Origin of the sequence: Brachybacterium timonense (genome assembly GCF_900258505.1) — a bacterium.
GTDB lineage: Bacteria > Actinomycetota > Actinomycetes > Actinomycetales > Dermabacteraceae > Brachybacterium > Brachybacterium timonense.
Genome location: NZ_LT984895.1, coordinates 1,526,453 through 1,552,303, shown reverse-complemented (window position 1 = coordinate 1,552,303; position 25,851 = coordinate 1,526,453). Strand labels below are relative to the sequence as shown.

General features: G+C 66.2%; 23 protein-coding genes. 11 read left to right on the top strand and 12 right to left on the bottom strand.

Translation table 11 applies throughout. From position 1 onward, the window contains the following. Positions 1 to 152: 152 nt before the first annotated feature. Together C8271_RS06855 and C8271_RS06850 are read right to left on the bottom strand one after the other, a co-directional pair. A complete protein-coding gene (locus C8271_RS06855; RefSeq protein ID WP_106507933.1) occupies positions 153 to 1,565 on the bottom strand; it encodes a class II 3-deoxy-7-phosphoheptulonate synthase in 1,413 nt (470 codons plus the stop codon). Between the two features lie 64 nt (positions 1,566 to 1,629). After that, positions 1,630 to 2,349: a lysophospholipid acyltransferase family protein gene (locus C8271_RS06850; RefSeq protein WP_106506676.1), complete on the bottom strand. Its 720-nt coding sequence runs from the start codon at positions 2,347 to 2,349 to the stop codon at positions 1,630 to 1,632. A gap of 88 nt (positions 2,350 to 2,437) precedes the next feature. Here C8271_RS06850 and C8271_RS06845 point away from each other — a divergent pair, with 88 nt between their 5' ends. Then, entirely contained in the window at positions 2,438 to 3,244 is an 807-nt protein-coding gene (locus C8271_RS06845) for an alpha/beta hydrolase (RefSeq protein ID WP_106506675.1), read from the top strand. Next, positions 3,241 to 3,795, top strand: a complete 555-nt coding sequence (locus C8271_RS06840; protein ID WP_106506674.1) for a hypothetical protein — start codon at positions 3,241 to 3,243, stop codon at positions 3,793 to 3,795. The genes C8271_RS06845 and C8271_RS06840 overlap by 4 nt, the downstream gene beginning before the upstream one ends. Before the next feature lie 113 nt (positions 3,796 to 3,908). Here the strand turns inward: C8271_RS06840 and C8271_RS06835 are convergent, their stop codons facing one another. Beyond that, a complete protein-coding gene (locus C8271_RS06835) occupies positions 3,909 to 4,844 on the bottom strand; it encodes an ROK family glucokinase (RefSeq protein ID WP_106506673.1) in 936 nt (311 codons plus the stop codon). A gap of 158 nt (positions 4,845 to 5,002) precedes the next feature. On the opposite strand from C8271_RS06835, the gene C8271_RS06830 reads away from it, so the two are divergent. From C8271_RS06830 to C8271_RS06820, 3 genes are all read left to right on the top strand, one after another. After that, a complete protein-coding gene (locus C8271_RS06830) occupies positions 5,003 to 6,817 on the top strand; it encodes an AMP-dependent synthetase/ligase (RefSeq protein ID WP_106506672.1) in 1,815 nt (604 codons plus the stop codon). A 68-nt stretch (positions 6,818 to 6,885) separates the two neighbouring features. Continuing rightward, a complete protein-coding gene (locus C8271_RS06825; RefSeq protein ID WP_106506671.1) occupies positions 6,886 to 8,577 on the top strand; it encodes a DEDD exonuclease domain-containing protein in 1,692 nt (563 codons plus the stop codon). 35 nt (positions 8,578 to 8,612) lie between these two features. After that, entirely contained in the window at positions 8,613 to 8,894 is a 282-nt protein-coding gene (locus C8271_RS06820; protein WP_106506670.1) for an Lrp/AsnC family transcriptional regulator, read from the top strand. Between the two features lie 11 nt (positions 8,895 to 8,905). On the opposite strand, the gene trpD is transcribed toward C8271_RS06820, so the two are convergent. Further along, a complete protein-coding gene (gene trpD, locus C8271_RS06815) occupies positions 8,906 to 9,982 on the bottom strand; it encodes an anthranilate phosphoribosyltransferase (RefSeq protein ID WP_106506669.1) in 1,077 nt (358 codons plus the stop codon). A gap of 212 nt (positions 9,983 to 10,194) precedes the next feature. On the opposite strand from trpD, the gene ctaE reads away from it, so the two are divergent. From ctaE to qcrB, 4 genes are read left to right on the top strand one after another with little or no spacing between them, the layout of a single operon-like run. Continuing rightward, positions 10,195 to 10,926: an aa3-type cytochrome oxidase subunit III gene (gene ctaE / locus C8271_RS06810; protein ID WP_106506668.1), complete on the top strand. Its 732-nt coding sequence runs from the start codon at positions 10,195 to 10,197 to the stop codon at positions 10,924 to 10,926. Positions 10,927 to 10,984: 58 nt separating this feature from the next. After that, the gene (qcrC, locus tag C8271_RS06805; protein ID WP_106506667.1) at positions 10,985 to 11,785 is read left to right on the top strand and encodes a cytochrome bc1 complex diheme cytochrome c subunit; all 801 of its coding nucleotides are present in this window, start codon (positions 10,985 to 10,987) and stop codon (positions 11,783 to 11,785) included. Positions 11,786 to 11,793: 8 nt separating this feature from the next. After that, on the top strand, positions 11,794 to 12,852 hold the full coding sequence (gene qcrA, locus C8271_RS06800; protein WP_106507932.1) for a cytochrome bc1 complex Rieske iron-sulfur subunit: 1,059 nt from the start codon (positions 11,794 to 11,796) through the stop codon (positions 12,850 to 12,852). 4 nt (positions 12,853 to 12,856) lie between these two features. After that, the gene (gene qcrB / locus C8271_RS06795) at positions 12,857 to 14,545 is read left to right on the top strand and encodes a cytochrome bc1 complex cytochrome b subunit (protein WP_106506666.1); all 1,689 of its coding nucleotides are present in this window, start codon (positions 12,857 to 12,859) and stop codon (positions 14,543 to 14,545) included. A 401-nt stretch (positions 14,546 to 14,946) separates the two neighbouring features. Here qcrB and C8271_RS06790 read toward each other — a convergent pair whose 3' ends face one another. From C8271_RS06790 to C8271_RS06760, 7 genes are all read right to left on the bottom strand, one after another. Then, a complete protein-coding gene (locus C8271_RS06790; RefSeq protein ID WP_106506665.1) occupies positions 14,947 to 15,228 on the bottom strand; it encodes a hypothetical protein in 282 nt (93 codons plus the stop codon). 274 nt (positions 15,229 to 15,502) lie between these two features. Continuing rightward, positions 15,503 to 15,919 (bottom strand): cytochrome c oxidase subunit 4, encoded by a 417-nt coding sequence (locus C8271_RS06785; RefSeq protein ID WP_106506664.1) that lies wholly within the window; start codon positions 15,917 to 15,919, stop codon positions 15,503 to 15,505. Position 15,920: 1 nt separating this feature from the next. Next, a complete protein-coding gene (gene ctaD, locus C8271_RS06780; RefSeq protein WP_425428206.1) occupies positions 15,921 to 17,579 on the bottom strand; it encodes an aa3-type cytochrome oxidase subunit I in 1,659 nt (552 codons plus the stop codon). A 44-nt stretch (positions 17,580 to 17,623) separates the two neighbouring features. After that, positions 17,624 to 18,532: an aa3-type cytochrome oxidase subunit II gene (gene ctaC, locus C8271_RS06775; protein WP_106506662.1), complete on the bottom strand. Its 909-nt coding sequence runs from the start codon at positions 18,530 to 18,532 to the stop codon at positions 17,624 to 17,626. 362 nt (positions 18,533 to 18,894) lie between these two features. Continuing rightward, positions 18,895 to 19,257 (bottom strand): iron-sulfur cluster insertion protein ErpA, encoded by a 363-nt coding sequence (gene erpA / locus C8271_RS06770; RefSeq protein WP_106506661.1) that lies wholly within the window; start codon positions 19,255 to 19,257, stop codon positions 18,895 to 18,897. 73 nt (positions 19,258 to 19,330) lie between these two features. Continuing rightward, positions 19,331 to 19,597, bottom strand: coding sequence for a hypothetical protein (locus tag C8271_RS06765; protein WP_106506660.1), 267 nt, complete (start codon positions 19,595 to 19,597; stop codon positions 19,331 to 19,333). Next, the gene (locus tag C8271_RS06760) at positions 19,597 to 21,057 is read right to left on the bottom strand and encodes a dipeptidase (RefSeq protein ID WP_106507931.1); all 1,461 of its coding nucleotides are present in this window, start codon (positions 21,055 to 21,057) and stop codon (positions 19,597 to 19,599) included. The genes C8271_RS06765 and C8271_RS06760 overlap by 1 nt, the downstream gene beginning before the upstream one ends. A 77-nt stretch (positions 21,058 to 21,134) precedes the next feature. Here C8271_RS06760 and C8271_RS06755 point away from each other — a divergent pair, with 77 nt between their 5' ends. After that, complete coding sequence (locus tag C8271_RS06755; RefSeq protein WP_106506659.1) at positions 21,135 to 21,725, top strand: DUF3043 domain-containing protein; 591 nt, start codon at positions 21,135 to 21,137, stop codon at positions 21,723 to 21,725. 71 nt (positions 21,726 to 21,796) lie between these two features. Here C8271_RS06755 and aspS read toward each other — a convergent pair whose 3' ends face one another. Further along, complete coding sequence (aspS, locus tag C8271_RS06750) at positions 21,797 to 23,659, bottom strand: aspartate--tRNA ligase (RefSeq protein WP_106506658.1); 1,863 nt, start codon at positions 23,657 to 23,659, stop codon at positions 21,797 to 21,799. 218 nt (positions 23,660 to 23,877) lie between these two features. Here aspS and C8271_RS06745 point away from each other — a divergent pair, with 218 nt between their 5' ends. Further along, positions 23,878 to 25,836 (top strand): DEAD/DEAH box helicase, encoded by a 1,959-nt coding sequence (locus tag C8271_RS06745; protein WP_106506657.1) that lies wholly within the window; start codon positions 23,878 to 23,880, stop codon positions 25,834 to 25,836. The last annotated feature ends 15 nt before the right edge of the window (positions 25,837 to 25,851 follow it).

Below are 25,851 nucleotides of genomic sequence, written 5' to 3'. Positions count from 1 at the left end.
CCTCCTCCGGGAGAACTCGCGCGTGCTTCGTGGGCGCCACAAGCTGCGGGGAACCGGTGCTGCACCGACGCCGCCTGCTACGTCGGCGTCGGCCAGTCGGACGACGGGCCCGTCGGGCGGATCTGCAGTCCACGCATGCGATCGCGTGAGCGTCAGCTCGGCCGCGATGGTGACGTGGCCGCGATCATCTCTGCCACGAGGAAGGCGAGCTCGAGAGACTGCTGATGGTTCAGACGGGGGTCAACGAGGGTCTCGTACCGCTTTTCGAGCGCGGCCTCATCAATATGATCCGTCCCGCCGAGTACCTCCGTAACATCATCCCCGGTCAGCTCCATATGCAGGCCGGCCGGCACGGTGCCGAGCTCACGGTGGACCTCGAAGAAACCCACCACCTCGTCGAGAATCGCATCGAAGCGGCGCGTCTTGTACCCGTTCGAGGACGTGATCGTGTTGCCGTGCATCGGATCGGTCATCCATGCCACGCGGGCGCCGGCATCGCGCACACCTTCCACAAGGGCGGGCAGGCGATCACGGATCCGGTCGGCCCCCATACGGGTGACGAAGGTGAGACGGCCCGGCTCCCGGTCAGGATCGAGGCGATCGATCAGTGCGAGTGCGTCATCGACGGTGGCTGTCGGGCCGAGTTTCACACCGATGGGGTTGCGCAGGCGAGACATGAAGTCCACATGGGCACCATCGAGCTGCCGCGTGCGCTCGCCGATCCACAGGAAGTGCCCGGAGCAGCCGTACACCTCACCGGTACGAGAGTCGATGCGCGCGAGCGCCTCTTCGTAGTCCAGCAGCAGCGCCTCATGTGAGGAATAGAACTCCACCACCTTGAGCGCGTCGAAGTCGGCACCGATCGCGTCCATGAATCGGATCGCCTTGTCGATCTCCTCCGCCAGGCGTTCGAAACGCTTGTACGCGGGAGTGGCAGCGAATCCCCGGTTCCACGAATGCACCTCGCGCAGGTCTGCGAACCCGCCGCCTGTGAACGCGCGCAACAGATTCAGCGTGTGAGCGCTTGTGGTGTACATGCGCCACAGCCGTTGCGGATCAGGGCGGCGGGACTCCTGCGTGAACTCGAAGGAGTTCACGGCATCACCGCGGTACGTGGGCAGCGTGATGCCGTCGCGCGTTTCCTCATCGCTCGAGCGTGGCTTGGCGTACTGGCCCGCCATGCGCCCCATCTTCACCACAGGCACTGAGGCACCGTAGGTGAGCACCGCGGCCATCTGCAGGATGGTGCGGATCTTCGCGCTGATCCGATCGGCGGTGGCATCGGCGAAGGTTTCGGCGCAGTCACCTCCGGCGAGGAGGAATGCCTCACCCGAGGCTGCCGCGGCGATCCGGGATCGCAATACATCCACCTCGCCAGCGAACACCAGTGGAGGGGCGGCACGCAGTGCGTCGAAGACTGTGGCCAGCTCCTGCTCGTCCGGCCACGTCGGCTGCTGCACCCGCGGATACGCGCGCCAGCCCGAGAGCTCTTCGAGCCCCGAGCCGTCATTAGCGAGCGAGAAGCGGTGAGCGCGAGCAGGATTATCTGAGCTGAACTGGGTCACGGAGCAAGGGTAGGCGATCACGTCGCGGCATGCTCTTCGTCCCGGCGCATGGACACGCCGGTGCTCACGAATCAGAACGGTCCGTGCCGTGCTCGCGCAGCGCGCGTTTGACGTCGGCCGCGTACCTGTCCACGTACTCCTGACCGGACAGCGCCCTGATCTTCGCCATCAGTTCATCGGTGAGGCGGCGCAGCACGGCTCCGTCCCCCAGACCCTGCCTGTGCAGTGCGCGCGCCCGCGCGACGGCATCGAAGGGTTCGCCGACGACGACTTCCATACGCGGGTGCCGACGCGGGAAGATCCGCCGTCCCTGCTGGGCCTCGAACGTGCCGCGCATGCCCACCGGGATCACCGGCGCCCCGGTGGCGAGTGCCATGCGGATCACACCGGTCTTGCCCCTGTACATCCGGCCGTCCGGGGACCGTGTCCCCTCGGGGTAGATCCCGAGTACACCGCCCCGACGAAGCACCGCCACACCACCCTCGATCGCGGAGTTCGCGGCGCGCCCGCCTGAGCGGTCGATCGGCATCACGCCCACCGAGCGCAGGAACAGGGCAAGCACTGTATTTGCCAGTGATCCGCCGCGAAAGATGTCAGACTTCGCCAAGAAGTGGACCATTCGCGGAAGCGAGCAGGGCAGGATCACGGTCTCGAACAAGGATTGGTGATTGCTCGCGATGATGGCCGCCCCGCGTCGTGGGATATGCGAGGTACCGCTGACAGCGGGTCGCCAGATAGCGCGCACCACGAACGCGATCGGCGGCTTCAGCACCTGGTACAGCACGTTTCGTCTCCAACAGGGCAGGGAAAGGGCATGAATGGGGAGGCCAGACCGCGTGGTCCCGAGCGCTCTGAGGTGCGACCATGGAGCCATGGAGTTCAGCGACCGTGCCCGCGCCTGGCACTCGGGTGCCCACCCTAGCGCCAGCGGAGCCGTGCTTCTCATCCACGGGTTCACCGGGTCACCGCAGTCACTGCGCGCCTGGGGCGAGGACCTGCACTCGCATGGCTTCGAGGTATCGCTCCCGTTGCTGCCAGGGCATGGCACAACCTGGCAGGAGATGGCCCGCACACCGTGGAACCAGTGGTACGGCGCGGCACGACAGGCCGCCGAAGAACTCCTCGAGCGTCACACCACGATCAGCGTCGGCGCCCTGTCGATGGGCGGGACGCTGGCTCTGCACCTCCTGGCCGATCCCACGCTCGACGGGCGGATCAGCGCCGCAGCGCTGGTGAACCCTGCACTGAAGCTCCCCTGGTACGCCCCGGCTGCAGCGCTGCTCGCACCGATCGTGGGCAGCGTGCCGGGGGTCGCTTCCGATATCGCCGCGCCGGGCGTCATCGAGGAGGCCTACGAACGTACGCCGCTTGCCTCGGTGGGTCAGCTCGCGGCACTGCAACGGCGTGTGCGGCGTGAGCTGGGGCAGATCCGCACTCCCCTGCTCATCGCGACCTCTCCCCAGGACGGCGTGGTCGATCCCCGTGACAGCGCGTCGATCGCCGCCGCCGTGGCCGGACACGTCGAACGGATGCGACTACCGCGCAGCCGGCATGTGGCCACGCTCGATCACGATGCGCCTGCCGTTCTCGAACGTTCAGCCGCATTCTTCCGTGAGTATGCGCGAACGACAGATGACTCCGATCGTGGACCCGGCTCTTCGGTGGGGGCGCAGCGATGACGACCCTGCCCGGCGACTCCCACGGCGATCCCCACAACGAGCGCGATGTTGATGCCGAGTTCGCACGACTGCTGAAGAGCTCCGGCCTGAACCTCACCCCGGGGAAAGCACCCCAGGAGCTGCCCGATGAGTTGCGCGGGAGCTCCCTTGACCTGCCCGGCTCCGACCTCGGAAGCGCGGACTCTCCGGTCGAACAAAGCGATGAGGAACGAGCGCGTGCCCGCGCCGCGCATCCGTCCTCGGGGTTACCTGGCACACCACACGTCTGGCGTGCCTCGGACCGCGATCCTGACCTCGATGATGACGAGGTGATCTACGGGGATTTCGAAGCCCCGGACCCGACGTGGGAGGCTGCATCCGCCGGTGCGCTGTGGTCGTGGACCGCGCTGATCGGCGGCTTCGTGCTGATGATGGTCGTCATCGTCTCGCCGACGCTGCCTGTGTGGCTGGGTCTTGTGGCTGCGGCGGTCAGCATCTGTGGCCTGATCGCTTTGCTGCTGCGGGTGCCGCGGCATGAGCGTGAGGACGGGGACGACGGAGCCCAGGTCTAACCATCCCGCGGACGGCGCCCCGCCCGGGGCGGGGCGCAGGTCATGGATCGGTTGGTGGGGTGACACGCCGCGTCCTGCTCGGCTGTGCCCAGCAACGATCAGGCGTCAGGCGGTCATCGAGCGAGATCAGCGGCGCCCACGATCCCGGCCTCGTTGCCCATGCTGGCAAGTGTCCACGGCGCGATCGGGCGGAAAGCCCGTGCCGTGAGGTTCGCGGCATATGCCTCGCGTGCGGGATCCAGCAGCAGGTCGCCCGCTGCACTCACACCGCCTCCCACTACGATCACGCCCGGGTCCAACACTGCGGCGAGTGAAGCGACTCCCGTTCCGAGGTGCCGACCGATCTCGGCGATGAGTTCGATGCTCGCAGGATCGCCGTGCTGGGCGAGCCGGGTGATGAGCGGCCCGTCAATCCCTTTCGCTGTTCCGCCCGCGGCTTGCACGAGCGGCCCAAGGGCAGGATCTGAGGAGCTGGCGCGTTTGCGGGCCGTGCGCACGAGCGCGGTGCCGGCCGTGTACTGCTCGAGGCAGCCGCGTCGGCCGCAACCGCACCACTGCCCGTCGGGCACAGCGGTGACGTGCGCGACCTCTCCGGCCATGCCGCTGGCACCGCGCAGCAGACGCCCGTCGTGCACCATCGCTCCTCCGAGCCCGGTACCGACAGTGAGCATCAGCATGTGGTCGGCGTCCTTGGCTGCGCCGAAACGGAATTCGCCCCAGCCTGCCGCGTTGGCGTCATTCTCGACCACCACGGGCAGCGAGACCATACGTTCGAGCTCGTCAGCCAACGGGCGGTCCCGCCACGCGAGATTCGCGGCAAACACGACGGTGCGACGGTCCGCGTCGATGAAACCAGCCGCGCCGACTCCTACGCCAACCACGTCGTGGTTTTGCCGCAGCTCCGATACAGCCGCCGCTACTGCAGCTTCGATCAGCTCAGGATCGGTCGCAGGGGTGGTGCGGGTGGTCGAGGCGATGATGCGGCCATCGTCATCGACCACGCCTGCGGCGATCTTGGTGCCGCCGATGTCCACTCCGATGGCCAGCATGGGTCCCCTTCCGCGCTTATCGCGGCGCTCGGCGCGCCTTCTCGTGCACAGCGCCCATGGTAGGTCCACTGTCGCGTAGACTGCGCGGGACCCCCACACCTGCTCCCGGGCCTGTCGGCGCCATACGCGGACGATCGGCCCGGATCGAAGGAGACTCTGTGAAGCAGTACGGCACCGAGGCCCAGCACGTCTCCCGCCCGGACGAGAACATCACCGACACTCTGCTTGAGCGGCAGCGACGCCGCCCGCACATCCCGATCTTCGAGGTTGCCGATAGCTCGGGGCGTTTCGTGCCGATGTCGATCGACGCGTTCCTCAGCGAGGTCACGGCGGTGGCCAAGGGGCTGATCGCCAGCGGCGTCGAGCCCGGTCAGGTCGTGGCGATCATGTCGCGCACCCGGTTCGAGTGGGCGCTGGCGGACTATGCGATCTGGTGGGCCGGCGGCATCTCGGTGCCGATTTATGAGACGTCCTCTCCGTCGCAGATGCAGTGGATCGCTTCCGACTCTGAGGCCCGCTACGCGCTCGTGGAAACGACGCGTCACCGCGAGGACCTGGAATCGGTCCGTGGTGAGCTGCCGAACCTGAGGCATATCGGAGTGATCGAGGACGGCATCCTCGAGGAGCTCAAGAAACGCGGAGCTGATGTCTCTGACGAGGAGCTCGAAGCCCGCCGCTCCCGTGCCTGCGGGGCCGATGTCGCGACGATCATCTACACCTCTGGCACGACGGGCCGCCCCAAAGGCGCTGAACTGACGCACTCGAACTTCGTGGAGACAGCCCTCAGCGCCGTGACGCTGCTGGGTGAGGCCGTGTTGCCCCCGGGCTCGCGCATGCTCATGTTCCTGCCCATGGCCCACGTTTTCGCACGTCTGCTGGTGATGACAGCTGCCGGACCGGCGGGCACCACCGTTGCATTCACGCCGGATACGAAAAACCTCATGGCGGATCTCGCCGCGTTCCGCCCAACCTTCCTGCTCGCCGTGCCCCGCGTGTTCGAGAAGGTGTACAACGCTTCGGAGGCGAAGGCGATCGCCGGCGGCAAGGGGAAGATCTTCTCCGCCGCCGCGAAAACTGCAATCGACTTCTCCATCGCGGAGACCGCGGGGAAGGTACCGATCGCGCTCAAGGCGAAGCGGGCGCTCTTCGACAAGTTGGTGTACAGCAAGCTGCGCGAGGCCATGGGCGGACGCATCACCTATTCGATCTCGGGTGGCGCACCGCTCGGTGAGCGGCTGGCGCATTTCTTCCACGGCATCGGTGTGACGGTGCTCGAGGGCTACGGCCTGACGGAGACAACCGCACCGGTGTGCGTGAATCTGCCCTGGGATCGTGCCCCGGGCACAGTCGGCCCTCCACTGCCGGGTTCATGGGTGGCCATCGATGACGACGGCCAGATCCTGGTCAAGGGCGTGATGGTGTTCAAGGGGTACCACAACAACCCCGAAGCCACTGCGGAGGCGCTGCGCGACGGCTGGTTCGCCACCGGTGACATCGGCTCGCTGGATGAGAAGGGCCGCCTGTCGATCACGGGCCGCTCGAAGGAGGTCATTGTCACCGCAGGCGGAAAGAACGTCGCGCCAGCCCAGCTTGAGGACAGGCTGCGCACCCATCCGCTCGTCTCGCAGTGCATGGTGGTGGGCGACCAGAAACCATTTGTGGCCGCGATCCTCACCCTGGATGAAGAGATGCTGCCCACCTGGCTGAAGAACAACGGCATGCGCGAAGACATGACGGTGGCAGAAGCTGCCGAGGATCCGGCGGTGCGAGCCGAGCTGCAGACCCTCGTGGAAGCGGCGAACACCTCTGTCTCCAGGGCGGAGTCCATCCGCGTGTTTGAGATCATCGACACGGACTTCACTGAGGAGAACGGGTACCTGACCCCGTCGATGAAGCTGAAGCGCAACGTGGTGACCAAGAACTTCGCCGACGTGATCGACAAGATCTACTCACATCCGAAGCCGAAGAGCTGAACCGCATCCTCCGTCGCTGCGTGCGTCCGGAGCGATCGTTCGTCACAGGCTCACCGTAGTCTGCGGGCATGCGCGCTCGCCGTCAGCTGTCCCTGGAGGACATCTCCCCTCCGCTGCAGGAGGCGGAGCTTGTGGTGGTCGACCTCGAGACCACAGGCACCGACCCGCAGCACGATGCGATCACCGAGATCGGCGCGGTCAAGGTGCGCGGCGGCGAGATGCTCGGTGAGTTCCGCACGTTCGTGGATCCGCAGCGCCCTATCCCGGCGTACATCGCGTCACTGACGGGTATCAGCGACGCCACCGTGCAGGGCGCACCGGCGATCTCTGTGGTGCTGCCGGGGTTTCTGGAGTTCGTCGGGTCCGCCGCGCTCGTGGCGCACAACGCACGGTTCGACATCGGCTTCCTCACCGCGGCCGCGGCGAAGTGCGACGTCGAGTGGCCTCGGCCGACGGTGCTGGACACCCTCGCTCTGGCGAGACGCGTATTCCGCCGCGACGAAGTACGCGATCATCGCCTCTCCACACTCGCCTCGTACGTGGGCGCGCACGTCACCCCTGACCACCGAGCGCTGTCTGATGCGCGCGCCACCGTGGATGTGCTGCACGCGATCATCGAACGGCTCGGTCCCGCCGCCGCGACTCTGGAGGATCTCGCCTCGGCGCATCGGCGCGCCACCGCGGTGCAGATGCGCAAGCGATACCTCGCTGACGGCGTGCCGTCGGCTCCAGGTGTCTATCAGTTCCTCGCTGACGACGGCGAGGTGTTGTATGTGGGAACCTCCCGGAATCTGCGCAGTCGTGTGCGCACCTACTTCACTGCTGCAGAGACGCGCCGCCGCGTGCTGGACATGCTGCCGCGCGCACAGAGCGTGCAGTGCATCGAATGCGCAACGCCCACGGAGGCGGCCGTGCGTGAGTTGCGAATTATCGCGCGCGAGAAGCCGCCGTCGAACCGTGCGGGTCTGTCACCCGAGAAAGCGCTGTGGCTGCGTCTGGGCACAGGTTCGGAGGGGCTGCGTGCAGCCCGTCTCGCCCGAGACGAAACCGACGGATCGGCCCATATCGGGCCGCTCGCCTCGCGTCATGACGTTGAGCCGCTGCGCGGGCTGCTCACAGACGCGCTGCTGGGGCGCGGTGCCGCATGGGAGCAGGCCGCCGTTCACGGACGTTCGTTCCCGTCGTCGCATCGTGATGCGCTGCACGCTGTGATGACGTCGGATCCCACACCTGTGCTGCAGCACGCCGCCCGGCGCATGCGAGCGCACGCGGGCGCGGGTCGTTACGAGGATGCCGAGCGCATCCGTCAGCTTGCTGTTGTCTACCTGACGGCGGCGCGGCGCGCTGCTCGCCTGCGGGCCCTTGGATCTGTCCCGCTGCTGATCGCCGCGCGGCCGAGTAAGGACCCGGTTGCCGACGGGCGTGGATGGGAATTGCTGGCGGTTCGCCACGGTCGCTTCACCGCCACCACGCTGCTGCCCTGGCATGCGGATCACCTTGCTGCCGCGCGCACCCTGGCCGCGCAACGTACGGAGGGTGACGACGAACCACGACCACTGTGCCAAGGGCATCACCAGGAAACCGAGATCCTCCTGCGCTGGCTCGACAGTGAGGATGTGCGCGTGGTGCAGGTCGAGGGGACCTGGTCACAGCCCCTGTTCTCACGCTTCGATGAGTCAACCCTGCATGAAGCGTTTACCGCTACAGCGCATGCCACAACCAGCTTCGACGTCACTGGGCCCGGGGCGGAACCGGCCTAGAGTAGAAGCCCGCACATCCAACGCCAGGAGCAGCCATGATCACAGCCCTCGTCTCCATCACTGTGCAGAGCGCCCGGATCCCCGAGGTGGCGCAGCAGATCGTCGACCTCGACGGCGTTGACCACGTCTACTCGGTCACTGGCGACGTCGACCTCATCGCTATCGTGCGCGTGCGCGAGAACGACGATCTGGCCGACGTCGTCGCCGACCGCATCAGCAAGGTCGAGGGTGTCGTCGCGACGTCCACCACGATCGCCTTCAAGACCTACTCCAGCAGCGACCTTGATGCAGGATTCGATCTCGGCGCGGTCAGCTGACCCCGCGGCTATCAGGCCCGCTGAGCGCGCTGCGATGCATCGGCCCACTGCTCCACAAGAGCGGCAGGGCGACCGGAATCCAGTGCATCCTGTGCTGTCTGATATGCCGCCGTGAACCGCTCCTCGAACCCGTCGGCGGCGCTCTGGGCAATGCCGTCAAAAGCGAGAATGCCACTGGCAGCGTTAAGGAGCACCGCGTCGCGCACCGGCCCAAGTCGCCCGTCGCGCCGCCCCGCGAACAGGTCGCGGGCAACCTGAGCATTCTCCTGCGCCGTACCGCCGCGCAGGGCATCGTGATCACTGAGTTCGATACCGAGCAGCTGCGTCGGATCCAACACATGCTGACGCACCTCGCCGCCGCGCACCTCCCAGATGTCCGACGGGGCGGTCACGGTCAGCTCGTCCAGTCCGTCGTGGCCACGGAAGACCAGAGCGCTGGTGCCACGATCAGCGAAGACGCGCGCCACGATCGGTGCAATCTCGGGATGCGCAACGCCCACGGCACTCGCTCGCGGGCGAGCCGGATTCGTGATCGGGCCCAAGATGTTCATCACAGTGGGCACACCGAGCCCCTTGCGGGCTTCCACGGCATAGCGCATGGACGGGTGGAACACCTGCGCGAACAGGAATGTCATGCCGATCTCCCCCACCAGCTGCTCGACCTGGGAGACCGGAAGATCGAGCCGCACCCCGAGCGCCTCGAGCACATCAGCTGAACCGGACTTGGAGCTTGAGGCACGATTGCCGTGCTTGACCACCGTGCGGCCGGTCGAGGCAATGACCATGGAGGCCATGGTGGATATGTTCACTGTCTGTGCGAGATCACCGCCGGTGCCGACGATGTCGATCGCCTCCCGCGTGACATCGACCGTCCGGGCATGAGCGATCATTTCGTCGGCCAGTGCACCCAGCTCGGCGGGGGTGACGCCCTTCGCTTGCAGCGCGACCAGGAAACCGGCCAAGGGGATCGCTGCTGCCTCGCCGGACATCACCTCACCCATAGCCCAGCGCGCCTCATTGACAGACAGCTCCTGCCCGCGCAGCAGCTGGGAGGTCAGTCGGGGCCAAGTGATCGTCACGTCGCTCATGAGCCGATCATCCCACTGCTCGCGAATTCGTCACGAACGGGATCACGCTTCGGTCACGGCCCTGGCGCACGCCTCCTCCCCTGCGTGTTCGGGTTCATGACGTGTCGTCAGAGAGGCTATGCTGGCGTAGTTCCGTAGCAGGGCGTTGCCCTGTGACGCCTGCGCCCGGTGCGCCGGGGCGTCGACGCAGACCGATATGAACGAGTGGTGACGTGACAACAGCGACCCTGCCCCAGCGCTCCTCGTCGACCGTGCCCGCCGTCGGGCGGCCTAATGCCACGCAGGTCGGCACGATCGTCTGGCTCGCGAGTGAGCTCATGTTCTTCGCCGGGCTCTTCGCCATGTACTTCACCTTGCGCTCGATGGTGCCTGACGACTTCAGCAAGGGGCAGGCGAACTTCACGCACCTCTTCGCGATCGTGAACACGACGATCCTGGTCCTCTCCTCGCTGACCTGCCAGATGGGAGTGTGGCTCGCCGAGGGGCAGCTCCCCTGGGGGAAGCCCTTTGCTCCCCGTCGCCATCGCACGGGGTCGATTCTCAACATCGCGGGCTGGGGCATGATCGAGTGGTACACGCTCACCTTCTTCCTGGGCGCGATCTTCCTGTCCGGCCAGGCATACGAATACACCGAGCTGGTGCACAAGGGCGTGACGCTGTCGTCCTCGCCCTTCGGCTCGATCTTCTATCTCTCCACCGGTTTCCATGGTCTCCACGTGGCCGGCGGTCTAATCGCCTTCCTGTTCGTGCTGGCACGCGCCTTCGCTGCAGAGACGTTCACCCAGCATGAGCAGGTCTCCGCAATCTGCGTCTCCTACTACTGGCACTTCGTCGACGTCGTCTGGATCGGTCTGTTCAGCATCGTGTACCTGCTGGACCCGATCATGTCGGCCGCTGATTCCGGCCACGTGATCCCGGTCGATTTCGTTTGGAAGCTCTTCTGAGCCGTCCTGGTTCTCCTCCCCGTCCCGCCCGCCTCCTCCACGAATCGAGGTCCGAACCGTGAAGGCACTCGCCGCACGTCGCCATCACCCGATGGCATTGCTCGTCATCCTGCTGCTCGCGCTCGTCGCGACCGGCGGGTTGTACGCAGCGTTCCAGCCGAGCGAAGCGCAAGCCGAGGCCTACTCGCAGGATGACATCGACGCCGGGAAAGAGGTCTTCCGGGCGAACTGCGCCACCTGTCACGGCCGGAACGCCGAGGGCCTGGTTGATTCCGACGGCAACACCATCGGGCCGTCTCTGATCGGCGTCGGCGCTGCCGCTGTCGACTTCCAGGTGGGCACGGGCCGCATGCCGATGCAGATGTCAGGCCCGCAAGCCGCGCGTAAGGCTCCGCAGATCACCGAGGAGCAGACGCGCCAGCTTGCCGCGTACGTGGCCTCCCTCGGCCCTGGCCCGGCTGTGCCGGCCGATGAGTACCTTGACGCAGCCCAGGGCGACCCGGTCAAGGGCGGCGAGATCTTCCGCATCAACTGCGCTATGTGCCACAACGCCGCAGGCGCAGGCGGTGCGCTGACTCGCGGCAAGCACGCCCCGCCGGTCGTGGGCGTCGAAGCCAAGCACGTGTACGAGGCCATGGAAACCGGCCCGCAGAACATGCCCGTGTTCAACGACTCGAACCTCAGCGCGGAGGACAAGCGCGACGTGATCGCCTACCTCGACAAGCTCGAGCAGAACGGGTCCCCCGGCGGCATCTCCCTGGGCTCACTCGGTCCGGTCACAGAGGGCCTGTACGCCTGGACCATCATCCTGTCCCTTCTGATGGGCTGCGCCCTGTGGCTGGGGGCGAAGGCCAAGTGAGCACCCGCATGCACGAGAATCTTGACGGAACCCGCCCCGAAAAGGGCGTCAGCGCTATCGCCCCGAAGGAAGGCGGCGGCTTCCCCAACCCGGGCCTTCCACCGCATGAGTATCGTCAAGCGGACATGGATCCGCGCGCGGAGAAGCGTGCGGAGCGCATTGTGGCACTGATGTTTCTGCTGTCCGTGGTGGGCACGGCAGTGTTCATCGCGGCCTACTTTGTGGTCACGCCGCGCGGAACGAACATTTTCGCTGAGAGCGGTTCTCCGCAGGCTCTGTGGTGGTCGAACCTCGTCACGGGTCTGGGTTTCGCGGTGGCTGTGTTCTTCATCGGAGCCGGCGCGATCCACTGGGCCAAGACCCTCATGCCCGATCACGAGGTCGTTGAGGAACGACATGCGCTGCGCGGTTCCGATGAGACCCGAGCGGCCGCAGCGTCCATCATCACCGACGGTCTGAACGAGTCCGGTATCGCCCGCCGCCCGCTGATCGTCACGTCGATGGTGGCGGCTCTCGCGGCGCTTCCTCTTGCAGTGCTCGCACCGCTGTCGACACTTGGCCCGCTGCCGGGCAACGTCCTGCACCACACCTTCTGGCGCAAGGGCATGCGTCTTGCCCGCGACCACGATGGCACGCCCATCAAGGCGAGCGACGTGGCGATGAACTCGATTTTCCACGTCATGCCGGAGGATCTCACCCCGGATACCGAGCACTACCTCGAGGAGCGGGCCAAGGCGGCAGCAGTGATCGTCCGCATCGATCCGCGTGTGGGGCAGAACGACGAGAGCCTGGCCAACGGTTACAACGGCATCCTGGCGTTCTCGAAGATCTGCACGCACGTGGGGTGCCCGGTCGCGCTGTATGAGCAGCAGACACACCACATGCTGTGCCCCTGCCACCAGTCAACCTTCGATGTGACCGATGGCGCGAAGGTGATCTTCGGGCCCGCACATCGTCCGCTCCCCCAGCTCCCGATCGAGGTCGACGCCGAGGGCTACCTGGTGGCCAAGGGCGACTTCCCCGAGCCGATCGGTCCCAGCTTCTGGGACATCCACAAGGACAAGTGATCCCGTGACGACCACGACTCCCTCCCCCTCCTCCACGGCGGCGTCCGACTCGCAGTCCGACTCCCCCAGCCGTGTCATGAAGCTCGGCTCAGTGGGCGGTGATTGGCTCGACCAGCGCGTCGCTGGCGCTGGCTTCGTGAAGTTCTTCGCCCGCAAGATCTTTCCCGACCACTGGTCGTTCATGTTCGGCGAGGTTGCGCTGTACAGCTTCGTCATCCTGCTGATCTCGGGAACGTTCCTGACGATGTTCTTCGACCCCACCATGGAAGAAGTCATCTACAACGGCCCATACGAACCGATGCAGGGCATGCACATGTCGCGTGCCTTCGAGTCGACGCTGGAGATCTCTTTCGAGGTCAAGGGCGGCCTTCTGTTCCGCCAGATGCACCACTGGGCAGCGCTCGTCTTCATGGTCGCGATCTTTGTGCACATGTTCCGCGTGTTCTTCACCGGTGCATTCCGCAAGCCTCGTGAACTGAACTGGCTCGTGGGCTTCACGCTCATGGTGCTCGGCATGGTGGCCGGCTTCTCCGGCTACTCATTGCCTGACGATGTGCTCTCCGGAAACGGGCTGAGGATCGCCGATGGCCTATCCAAGTCGATGCCGCTGGTGGGCACGTACATCTCGTTCTTCCTGTTCGGCGGCGAGTTCCCGGGCACCCAGATCATCCCGCGCCTGTTCACCATCCACATCCTGCTGGTGCCGGCAGCGATCCTGGGCCTGATCGCGATCCATCTGGTGCTCTTGGTGCTGCACAAGCACACCCAGTACCCCGGCCCCGGCCGCACGGACCGCAATGTCGTGGGCTACCCGCTTTTCCCCGTCTACACCGCGAAGGCTGGTGGTTTCTTCTTCCTGGTCTTCGGCGTCATTACCCTGATCGCCGCGACGACGAGTATCAACGCGGTGTGGGTATACGGCCCGTATGACCCCTCCCCCGTGTCCGCCGGTTCTCAGCCTGACTGGTACATGCTCTTCACCGACGGCGGTCTGCGTCTTATCCCTGGCTGGGAGTCGACGATCTTCGGGTACGTGTTCTCGTGGAACATGCTCATCCCGATGATGTTCTACGGGGCGATGCTGAGCTTCCTTGCCCTCTACCCCTTCCTCGAGGCCTGGGTCACCGGCGATGACCGCGAGCACCACGTGCTCGACCTGCCGTACAACACCCCGGTGCGTACAGGACTGGGCGTTGCCTGGATCATGACGTACATCATCCTGGTGCTCGCTGCAGCGAACGACCTGCTGGCGATCGCAGTGCACCTCTCGATCAACGATCTGACCTGGCTGTATCGCATCGCGTTCTTCGTCGTTCCCCCGCTGTCGTTCTGGGTCACCAAGCGCCTGTGCCTGTCAATTCAGCGCCACAAACGTGATCTGGCCCTGCACGGCGTGGAGACTTCCCGGGTGGTCCGTACGGAGACCGGTGAGATGCTTGAAATCCATGAGCCGCTGAACGAGTTCGATCGCTGGGTGCTGGTGCAGCACGACGATTACCGCCCGTTGCAGGCCGGGAACGGCGTGTCCTCGCTGCGTGCAAAGGCCACCTCGTTCTTCTTCAAGGACCGCATCGAGCCGGTCACGCCGGCGGAGCTGCGGGCCGCACTGGAGCACGCGGGCCACGAGAAGCACAAGATCGATCGTCTGACCGGCGGCGACTACCGCACCCCCGCGGAAAAGCAGCACCACTGATCGTGCAGATGAACTGAGAGCACCCTGCTCATGTGACAAAGCGGCGGGCGAGGCTACACGGCTTCGCCCGCCGCTCGTCTGTGCTTCCAGGCCCTGCGCAACCCGTCACGGTGCAGCGGGGTGTCCTCTCATTCCGGAGGGCCGTCTCCCCCGCCGTCAGCGGAGAGCGAAGTCACTCGTCGGCACGACACGTGAGACCGCTGGGAGCCGATTGCATAACGCCACCGGCTAGCCCTGCACACGGTCCGCTCGTCGCCCGGGAATGCTAGTCCCCCGTTCGGCCGGTAAACGCCCAGTCGTCGGCCTGGACCTGCGCTGTCACCAGTCGGTCCTCCACGCGGCGGCTCACCGCCGCCTTCCATGCGGCGCACCGTCCCACGCACGACAGGCGGGGCGTGCCCTCACATCAGGATGCGGTCACGCCAGGTCTCATCGCGCGGGTCTCGCCACCGGCGGTCCGCCACCCTATCGACCAGATAACGGGCGCCAAGGCGGGTTAAACCGCTGCGGTTGCGGCGCAGGCGCTTAGCTGCCCGCAGCGGACTGCGGGAAGCGCTGATGCCCGCGTCTGCGAGCTCGGCGTGAGCCCATGCGGCGGCGTTGTCGACTGTCGTGTCGTCGGCGAAAAGACGCCGGATCTGAGCCTCGGCACGCTGTCGAGTGTCGTTCTGTCGGCTGAGCATGTCTCCCCCTCTGGGTTCACCGGCGGGATCGCAGCCCGGCGGCGCTTACCTGCAGGATAACGAGAGTCGCTGGGCGCGTATTCCTTCCAGTCGCTGTCTGAGCCGTCGGCTAACGCTCAGGGCCCAACCGCAGCTGGGTCGTCGGCTGCGCAACGCTCAGTCCGCCCACATCGTCAATGCTCGCCGGACACAGTTCGGGCCCGCCCCCATCGGGGACGGGCCTGAACTGTGTCCTGTGTGTCCGCTACGGCATGTGGTGCAGCAACGGAGTTTCTCAGTGACGGTACTTACCGACGGAGAACTCCATCACCCAGCCGACGACGCCGACAACGGTGGGGATGACGCCGAGCGCTAGGATCCACCATCCCGCGGCGACCCCGAGGAAGATCATCGCGGCCCCGAGCGAGGCCCACAGCGGAGCCCAGCTGTACGGCGAGAAACTGCCCTGGACGCCCGCCTCGTCATGAACCTCGGCATCGAGGCGATCTTCGGGCCGATCCTTGTACCGGCGACTGTTCAGCGTCAGCACGCCGCCGATCATGGCGCCCAAACCCGCGAGCATGAGGATCGCAGGGAAGCCGACCGGCTCAACGCCCATCGGTGAGTGCATCCCGGTGATGATGCCGTACGCGATAGCAACAATCAGGAAGAAGAGCGAGAGGATCCAGAAGATCCGTGCAGCGGTATTCACGTCAGTTGCTCCTGTCCTGGGTCGAAACCGGCTCGAGCATGTGGTCCTGAGCCGCGACCTCGGGGTGATGCAGGTCGAAGGCGGGACGCTCGGAGCGCACGCGAGGCAGGCTATGGAAGTTGTGGCGCGGGGGCGGGCACGAAGTCGCCCACTCGAGCGACGCACCATAGCCCCACGGGTCGTCGACGTCGATCTTCTGCTTCCGAACGTGCGTGAGCACCACGTTGAGCATGAACGGCAGCGTCGAGGCACCCAGGATGAACGCACCCACGGTCGAGATCTGGTTCATCCAGGTGAAGCCGTCCTCCGCCAGGTAATTCACGTAACGGCGCGGAGCACCGTCAACGCCCAGCCAGTGCTGGATCAGGAAGGTCAGGTGGAAACCGATCATGAGCGACCAGAAGTGGATCTTGCCCAGGCGCTCATCCAGCTTGTAGCCGAACATCTTCGGCCACCAGAAGTAGAAGCCCGCGAACATCTCGAAGGCGACCGTGCCGAAGATGACGTAGTGGAAGTGCGCGACCACGAAGTAGGTGTCGGACAGGTGGAAGTCGAGCACCGGGGTGGAAAGGATCACGCCGGTCAGACCGCCGAAAAGGAAGGAGGTCATGAACCCGAGTGTGAACAGCATGGGGGTCTCGAAGGTGATCGATCCCCGCCACATCGTGCCGACCCAGTTGAAGAACTTCACGCCTGTGGGCACGGCGATCAGCATCGTCATGAAGGCGAAGAAGTCCAGCATGACCGCGCCAGTGGTGTACATGTGGTGCGCCCACACGGTCACAGACAGAGCGGCAATCGCGATCGTTGCGCCCACGAGAGTCTTGTACCCGAAGATCGGCTTGCGGCTGAAAGCCGGGATGATCTCGGAGGCGATGCCGAAGAACGGCAGTGCGAGCACGTACACCTCGGGGTGGCCGAAGAACCAGAACAGGTGCTGCCACAGCACCGGGCCGCCGTTCTCCGGGTTGAAGATCTCCGCGCCGAATCGGCGATCAGCGCCGAGCGCGAGCAGAGCAGAAGCCAGCGGAGGGAACGCCATCAGCACGAGCACACCGGTGATGAGGATGTTCCAGGTGAAGATCGGCATCCGGAACATGGTCATGCCGGGCATGCGCATGCAGATGATCGTGGTGATGAAGTTGACCGAACCCAGGATCGTGCCGAATCCCTGCAAGCCCAATCCGAAGACCCACAGATCACCGCCAATGCCGGGGCTGAATGTCGTATCCGCGAGAGGCGCGTAGGCGAACCATCCGAACGACGCCGCACCTTGCGGGGTAAGGAAACCGCCCACGGCGATGAGCGAACCGAACAGTGTCAGCCAGAACGCGAACATGTTCAGTCGCGGGAATGCCATGTCCACGGCGCCGATCTGCAGCGGCACGAGGTAGTTCGCGAAACCGTTGAACAGCGGTGTGCCGAACATCAGAAGCATGATCGTGCCGTGCATCGTGAACAGCTGGTTGTACTGCTCTTTGGAGACGACCACCTGCAGGCCGGGCTCCCACAGCTCGGCGCGGATCATCAAAGCGAGGATGCCGCCGAAGCAGAAGAAGGCGAAGGCCATCCCCATGTACATCATGCCGATCAGCTTGTGATCGGTCGTGGTCAGCAGACTGACGATCTTCTTTCCAGCGCTCGTCGGCCGTTCCTCGATGAACCGTGCGGGAGCGGGTGCCGGAGCCTGAACGGTGCGGGGGCTCACTCGCCTCCCTCCTTCCGCGTGGCGTCGAACGCCTCGTCGTGCTTGTCCCGCATGCTCCAGTCCTCCTGGTTGCGGTTGAGATCCACGCCGAGCTGGCCTGTGTTGCCCTCGCTGCGCAGCTGTTCAATGTGTTCGTCGTACTCCTCCTGGGAGACGACCTTGAGGTTGAAGAGCATGTCGGAGTGGAACTCGCCGCACAGCTCAGCACACTTGCCGGCGTAGGTTCCCTCGCGAGTGGGGGTCACCTGGAAGCTCGTGCTGTGGCCGGGGAACATGTCCTTCTTGTACAGGAAGTCGACCACCCAGAAGGAGTGGATCACGTCGCGGGAGTCGAGCGTGAACTCGACGGTCTTCCCGACGGGCACGTAGACGGTGGGCAGTGATTCCGCGGCGCCGGGGTTGCCGGTCTCGAAGGACTGCACACCGGCGGGCTCATGGACGTCCTCGTCCACATAGTTGAAGTCCCAGCTCCACTGCTTGGCCACGACGTGGACAGTCACGTCGGGATTCTCCACGTGCGCTTCGATCTCCTGGATGTCGCGCTGGGTGAAGTAGAAGAGCGTCATGATCATGACCACGGGCAGGAGAGTGAACATCATCTCCAGCGGCACGTGGTAGCGCAGCTGCACCGGGAAGCCCGTGTCGCCCTTGCGGCGCCGGTAGGCAATGGCACACCAGATCGTCAGGCCCCACACGATGAGGCCGACGATCAACAGCGTGGCCCAGGATCCGGTCCACAGCTGCGTGATCCGCTCGGTGTGGTTGGTGACCTGGCCGTCCGTGTAGCCGGGGAGGAATCCACGCTTCTGCTCTTCGGTGCAGCCTGCGAGGACGAGGACGGCCAGAGCGATGCCGGTCGCGAGGACGCCGGGGCGTCCGTGGCGCTTCGGGGCCTGGGGGATCACTGGGGATGACCTTCCGCTCGTGGTCTCCGCGGCACAGTACGAAACCATCCGCACTCCGCCGGGGAGCTGATACAGGGTTCGGGCCTGGGTCGGGCCCGAGGCCGTCAGCCCCGAGGGGCGCGGCGTCCAGTTCCCGCGCATGCGCACGGGACCGTCCGTTGACGGCACTCCGTCATCATACGTGCTCGTGGAGCGACCGCGACCCACGCGACACCCCACAGTGCATGCCGTCACCGGTCTGTGATCTGCCGGATCGCCGACTCACGAGCGCGTGGCCCACTCGAGAGCAGGGACATGACACGGGCCTCGCTGTACGTCGTGCACAGCGAGGCCCATGGAGGTTGCCCGGTTCGGGCGACAGATCAGGCGAAGGAGTCGCCGCAGGCGCAGGAGCTCTGGGCGTTGGGGTTGTCGATCGTGAAGCCCTGCTTCTCGATGGTGTCGGCGAAGTCGATCTCCGCGCCCGTGAGGTACGGGTTGCTCATCTTGTCCACGACGACCTCAACACCGTCGAACTCGACGGTGAGATCGCCGTCCATCAGACGCTCGTCGAAGTAGAGCTGGTAGATCAGGCCGGAGCAGCCGCCCGGCTGCACCGCAATGCGCAGGCGCAGATCATCTCGGCCCTCCTGCTCGAGGAGAGACCGCACCTTGGCGGCGGCCACGGACGTGAGAGTCACGCCGTGTGCGGCGGGGGCGTCGGGACGCTCGGTGCTGATCGTCATGGTGTCCTCCTGGAAGTCGAGTCCCCCCAGGGTAGCGCTCCGTGCGGCAAGCACCACCCCAGTAAGCCGGGCATCAGATCACACCTTTGAAGACGCCCAGCAGTAGCACGAGCACGTAACCGACAACCGTCCCGAGCGCTGCAGCAGCGGCTGCGTCGCGCGAACGACCTGCGATCGCTGCCGAGAACGCGCCCATCAGCACGAACAGCACGACCACTGTTCCCCACCAGACGAAGAAATATCCGGCCAGGAAGCCGAGCACCACGCCTCCCAGCAGCAGCGGAACGGTGAGGGCGCTGACCTGAACAGTCTCGTGCTGATCACGGTCTGTACCGCTCATCAGGCGACTGTCCTGTCGTCGCTGCTCGTCGCATCGGTCTCTGCGGCCCCACCCATGGGCTGTGCCCGAGCGGCAGAGCGGTCGGAATGCAGGGCGCCTGCGCCGGTGAGCACGAGCGCTTCGGCCAGGCACACGCGTGCGAAGTCGCCCAGGTGGAGGGACTCATCCACGCCGTGGGCGCGTGAGGCCGGGTCTTCAACGCCGGTGACCAGTACCTCGGCTTCGGGGAAGACCTCGAGCAGATCAGCGATAAAGGGAATGGATCCCCCCAAGCCGGTCTGCACAGCGGGCACGCCCCACGCGGCCTCGAGCGATGCGAGGGCGAGCTCGATGCCCGGCGTGCCGGTGCGCGCCTGGTACGGCTTGCCCTCTTCGCCGCGCCGGATGTCGACCTGTGCCGTGCGCGGCGCATGCGCCTGAAGATGTGCCACAAGCAGGTCCATGGCACGCGCCGGATCCTCACCCGGGGCGATGCGCAGGGAGATCTTCGCCGACGCAGTCGGAACGATGGTGTTGGAGGCATCGCGGATCGACGGCGCGTCGATGCCGATGACCGACAATGCTGGGCGAGTCCACTGCCGCGCGGTGATCGGCCCGGTGCCGGAGAGCTCAAGACCTTCGAGAACGGTCGCGTCAGCACGGTACTCCGCTTCCGGTAGGTCGACCTCCGGGTCCTCGGCGCGATGCAGGCCGTCGATAGCGACCTCACCGTTGTCGTCGTGCAGGGTGGCGATGAGTCGCGCGAGCTGGGTGGGCGCATCCAGGACAGGGCCACCGAAGATGCCGGAGTGGACACCCTGCTCGAGCACGCGCACGTCAACCGTGACGGATACGACGCCGCGCAGGCTCGATGTCAGCGCGGGCACGCCCACCTGCCAGTTCGCGGAGTCGGCCACGATGATGAGGTCGGCTGCGAGCTCGTCGCGGTGAGCCTCGATGAAGGGTCGGAACGTCGGGGACCCGCATTCCTCCTCACCTTCGACGAAGACCGTCACCCCGATGCCGTCGGCCTGAAGCTGCTCGCGCACCAGACGCAACGCCGTCACGTGCGCCATCACGCCCGCTTTGTCGTCGGCGGATCCGCGGCCGTACAGCCGGCTCTCACGGACCTCAGGCTCGAAGGGCGGGCTGGTCCACGCGTTCTCATCACCGGTGGGCTGCACATCATGGTGGGCGTACAGCAGCACGGTGGGCTGGCCGTGCGCGGCAGGCATGCGGGCGATCACAGCGGGAGAACCGCCGTCGACGGAGGTGATGCGCACCTCGGGCATGCCGGCGTCCTCGAGCAGAGCCGCAACGGCCTCAGCGCTGCGGCGCACCGGCTCCGGGTCATACCCCTCGAAAGCAATCGACGGGATACGGACCAGGGACTCGAGGTCCGCTTGGGCAGCAGGCAAGATCTCCTCTAGGCGGGTGCGGAGATCATCCAGTGATCGGGTCGTCGAGGTGGTGTCACTCATGGCCTCTACGCTATCCCGTTGCTGCTGCAGCGGCATACGCTCCTGAGCGGGCCGAACTCCACTAGAATGCCCCGGTGATGTCTGCGCGAACCCCCTCTCCTGATTCTGATCCGACGACCACCCGCCCGGCCCAGTCCGGTAAGGGGCGCCCGACCCGCACCCGCAAGGAAGCGGAAGCGGCCCGTCGGCGTCCCCTGGTGGTCACGGATCGCAAGGAGGCGCGTCGCCGCGACCGTGCAAAAGCCCAGCAGCAGCGGATGCTCGCTCAGAAAGCGATGATGACGGGCGATGAGCAGCACATGCCGCTGCAGCATCGCGGCCCGCAGCGTCGATTCGTGCGCGACGTCGTGGACTCCCGACGGAATGTGGCCGAGCTCTTCTTCCCGATCGCGCTGGTGTTCATGGTCATCGCACTGCTGCTGCCGCTGATCCGGCCGCAGCTGTACCTGGCGATGAGCTCGGCGATGCTGGTGGTGCTGTGGGGCGGAATCGCGCTGTGTGTCATCGACGGATTCCTGCTGCGTCGCCGTCTGCGCACTGCACTCACGGAACGATTCGGCGAGGTGGAACGGGGCCTGGTGGGCTACGGCATCATGCGGCAGATCCAGATCCGCCGCTGGCGGCTCCCCCGCCCTGGCATTAAGCACGGCGAAGCCCCGCGCCGCTGACCGACGCGGGGCTCCGTTCCCTGTTCCGACGGCCCTGGCCTGAGTGCCCCTGAGTGCCTGAGCCTCGGTACTCAGCGCTCAGATACCGCAGCCCCAGACTCCTGCCCGACGGGTGGGTCCGTGTGCGCCGATGCGGCTGCTTCGCCAGTCTCTTTCTTCTGCGCCGACGGGCCCTCCTTGCGCTCGGGCTTTGCGTCGACGCCTGCTTCCTTGCGCTGCTGCGCCGTGATCGGCGCTGGCGCCTGGGTCAGCGGATCGAATCCGCCACCGCTCTTCGGGAAGGCGATGACGTCGCGGATCGATTCCAGGCCGGCGAGCAGCGCTGCGATGCGATCCCACCCGAAGGCGATACCGCCATGCGGCGGGGCACCGAAAGCGAAAGCATCGAGCAGGAAGCCGAACTTCTCGCGCGCCTGCTCCTCGGTGATGCCCATCACCGAGAAGACCCGCTCCTGAACGTCCCGGCGATGGATACGGATGGAACCGCCACCGATCTCATTACCGTTACAGACGATGTCATAGGCATAGGCGAGTGCTTCACCCGGGTTCTGGTCGAAGGTGTCCAGGTGCTCCGGACGCGGGGAGGTGAAGGCGTGATGTACCGCCGTCCAGGCGCCCGAGCCGACCGCCACATCACCGGCTGCGACCGCGTCACCGGCGGGCTCGAACAGCGGGGCATCGACCACCCACACGAACGCGAAGGCGTCGTGGTCGATCAGGCCCAGGCGCTCGGCGATCTCGCTGCGGGCAGCACCGAGCAGTGCCCGAGATGCTTTCTGCTCACCAGCGGCGAAGAACACGCAGTCACCGGGCTTGGCGCCGACCTTCTGGGCAAGGCCCGCCTTCTCCTCATCGGAGAGGTTCTTCGCCACGGGGCCGCCGAGCGTGCCGTCCTCCTGGATGAGCACGTACGCGAGGCCCTTGGCGCCGCGCTGTTTCGCCCATTCCTGCCAGGCGTCGAGGGTTCGACGCGGCTGGGAGGCGCCGCCCTCCATCACCACAGCACCGACGTAGGGCGCCTGGAACACGCGGAACGGCGTGTTGGCGAAGTACTCGGTCATCTCGGTGAGTTCGAGGTCGAAGCGCAGGTCCGGCTTATCGGAGCCGTAGCGGCGCATCGACTCGGCGTAGGTGATTCGCGGAATCGGCGTGGTGATCTCGTGGCCGGCCACCGCCCACACGCGCTGCAGAACACGCTCGGCGAGCGCGATCACGTCCTCCTGGTCCACGAAGGCCATCTCGATGTCGAGCTGCGTGAATTCGGGCTGACGGTCCGCACGGAAGTCCTCGTCGCGGTAGCAGCGGGCAAGCTGGAAGTACTTCTCGATACCGCCCACCATGAGCAGCTGCTTGAACAGCTGCGGGGACTGTGGCAGCGCGTACCAGCAGCCCGGGGCCAGCCGCGCTGGCACCAGGAAGTCGCGGGCTCCCTCAGGCGTTGAGCGGGTGAGCGTGGGCGTCTCCACCTCGGTGAAGCCCTCGTCGAGGAGCTGTTCGCGCGCGGCGCGGTTGAGGTCGGAGCGCAGGCGGATCGCGGCGGCCGGGCCGCTGCGACGCAGGTCAAGGTAGCGGTAGCGCAGCCGCGCCTCTTCGCCTACCTCGGTGTGCTCGTCCAGCTGGAACGGTAGCGCCGCCGCCGTGTTGAGCACCTCGACCTCGCTCGCGGTCACCTCGATGGTGCCGGTGGCGAGCTGCGGGTTCTCATTGCCCTCGGGGCGGCGGTCCACGGTGCCGGTGACGCGCAGCACGTACTCGTTGCGCAGGTGCATCGCCTCGTCCTCGCGGACGACGACCTGGGCGACGCCGCTCGCGTCGCGCAGGTCCAGGAAGGTCACGCCGCCGTGGTCGCGGCGACGACCGATCCAGCCGGTCAGGGTGACAGTGGTGCCGATGTGCTCTTCACGGAGCTCACCGGCGCGATGGGTACGCAGCACAGGTGTGTCCTCACGTCTACAGGGGTCGGGCAAGATCCCAGCCTACAACTGAGGTGAGGCATCTCGCCTGCCTGCGCTCTGTGCGCTCGAACGCAGGCGTCCTAGACTCGAGCACTGTCCCGGTCCGCTTCGGTGCGGATCCTGTTCGGCCCGCCATTGCGTGCCCTGCACGCCCCGCGGCCCGCGGGGGGAACCGCCCCCTTCGCGAGAGGACCCCTATGCCCACGCACCGCTCCCATGAGTCCCGTCCGAGCACGCAGCTGGACGACAAACCTCACACTGCAGAGTCCGCATCCGCAGCATCACCGACTGGTTTCTCCGATCTCGGTCTGCCGCCTGCGCTGCTGCAGGCGGTCGCTGACCTCGGGTTCACCTCTCCCACTGCTGTGCAGCAGCAGACGATCCCGGCGCTCCTGAGCGGGCGGGACGTGATTGGCGTGGCGCAGACCGGCACCGGCAAGACGGCCGCCTTCGGACTGCCGCTTCTCGCCGCACTCGACGCCGGTGACCGAACCGTGCAGGCGATCGTGCTCGCCCCCACGCGCGAGCTCGCCATGCAGGTGGCTGACGCGATCCGTTCCTTCACGGCGCATCTGCCAGGCATCGATGTGGTCGCCGTCTACGGCGGTGCGCCTTACCACCCTCAGGAACGAGCGCTGCAGGGCGGTGCTCAGGTGGTCGTCGGGACGCCTGGCCGGGTGATGGACCATATGCGCCGCGGAAGCCTGCATCTGGGCAGAGTGCGATACGCAGTGCTCGATGAGGCCGACGAAATGCTGCGCATGGGCTTTGCCGAGGACGTCGAGGAGATTCTGTCCCACTCCCCCGCCACCCGTCAGGTGGCGCTGTTCTCTGCCACGATGCCGGACGCCATTCGCGCGGTAGCTGAGGCGCATATGAACGACCCTGTGCAGGTATCCGTGACGCCGCAGTCGACCACGGTCGACAGCGTTCACCAGACCTATGCCGTGGTGCCTTTCCGGCATCGCACCGGTGCGCTCGCCCGGGTGCTCGCCACCACCGATGCTGAGGCTGCCATCGTGTTCGTCCGCACCCGCGTCGCGGCGGAGGAGGTCGGTGCCGCGCTCGTTGCTCGCGGCGTGGTCGCAGCCACGATCAGCGGGGATGTGCCGCAGAAGGAGCGCGAACGGATCGTGGCGCGACTGCGCGATGGCAGTCTGCACGTGCTGGTCGCCACCGATGTGGCCGCCCGTGGCCTGGATGTGGAGCGCATCGGTCTGGTGGTGAACTTCGATGTGCCGCGTGAAGCGGAGGCGTACGTGCACCGGGTGGGTCGCACCGGCCGTGCCGGTCGCAGCGGCGAGGCGATCACGTTCATTGGCGGTCATGAACGCCGTGCGTTGCGCAGTATTGAGCGGGCCACGGGCCAAAAACTCGAGGAGGCTCGCATCCCAACGCCGCGGGACGTGTCGGCGCACCGTATGGCACAGGCTCTTGAGCAGGCTGAGCAGCGTCATGCCCGCGGGCGTCTGGACCTGTACCGCGACCAGATCACCGCCTATCTCGAGGCACATGATCTGGAGGCTGTGGATCTCGCGGCTGTGCTCGGTGCACTGCTCGTGGGTGATGGCGGCCCCGGCACCGCAGGTGATGAAGAATTCGAGGCTCCCCAGACGCCCGCGTCCACCCGCGGCGATGAGCCCCGTTCGCCGCGCGAAAAGCGCGGTGCCCACGTCGAGTCCGGTCATACGCAGTACCGCATTGGGGTGGGCCATAAGCACGGTGTGCGGCCGCCGGCCATCGTCGGGGCGATCACCGGCGAAGCCGGCGTAGACGGCAAGGCCATCGGCAAGATCTCGATCTTCCCGTCGTTCTCCCTGGTCCAGATCCGTGGCGGACTCTGCGCGGAGCAGCTGAGCACGCTCGCCACGGCTGTGGTGAGCGGACGCGAGCTGCGGATCCGGGAGGACACGGGACCGCGACGCGGGTCACAGGACGACGGTGCGAAGCCGCTGCGGCGCGGGGCTCACCGGCAGGGTGGCCAGGATCGTCGCTACGGCGACGGGGATGGACGCCGCCGCGGTGAGGGTCGTCCCCCGCGTGGCGGGTATGAACGGAAAGGTGAACGCTTCAGCTCGGGCGCACGTGGGGAGCGTTTCGAGGCGAAACGGCGTGATGCCGCCCGCCGGGATGGCAGACCGGGCCGTCGCCCATGAGGCGCCCGCTTCAGC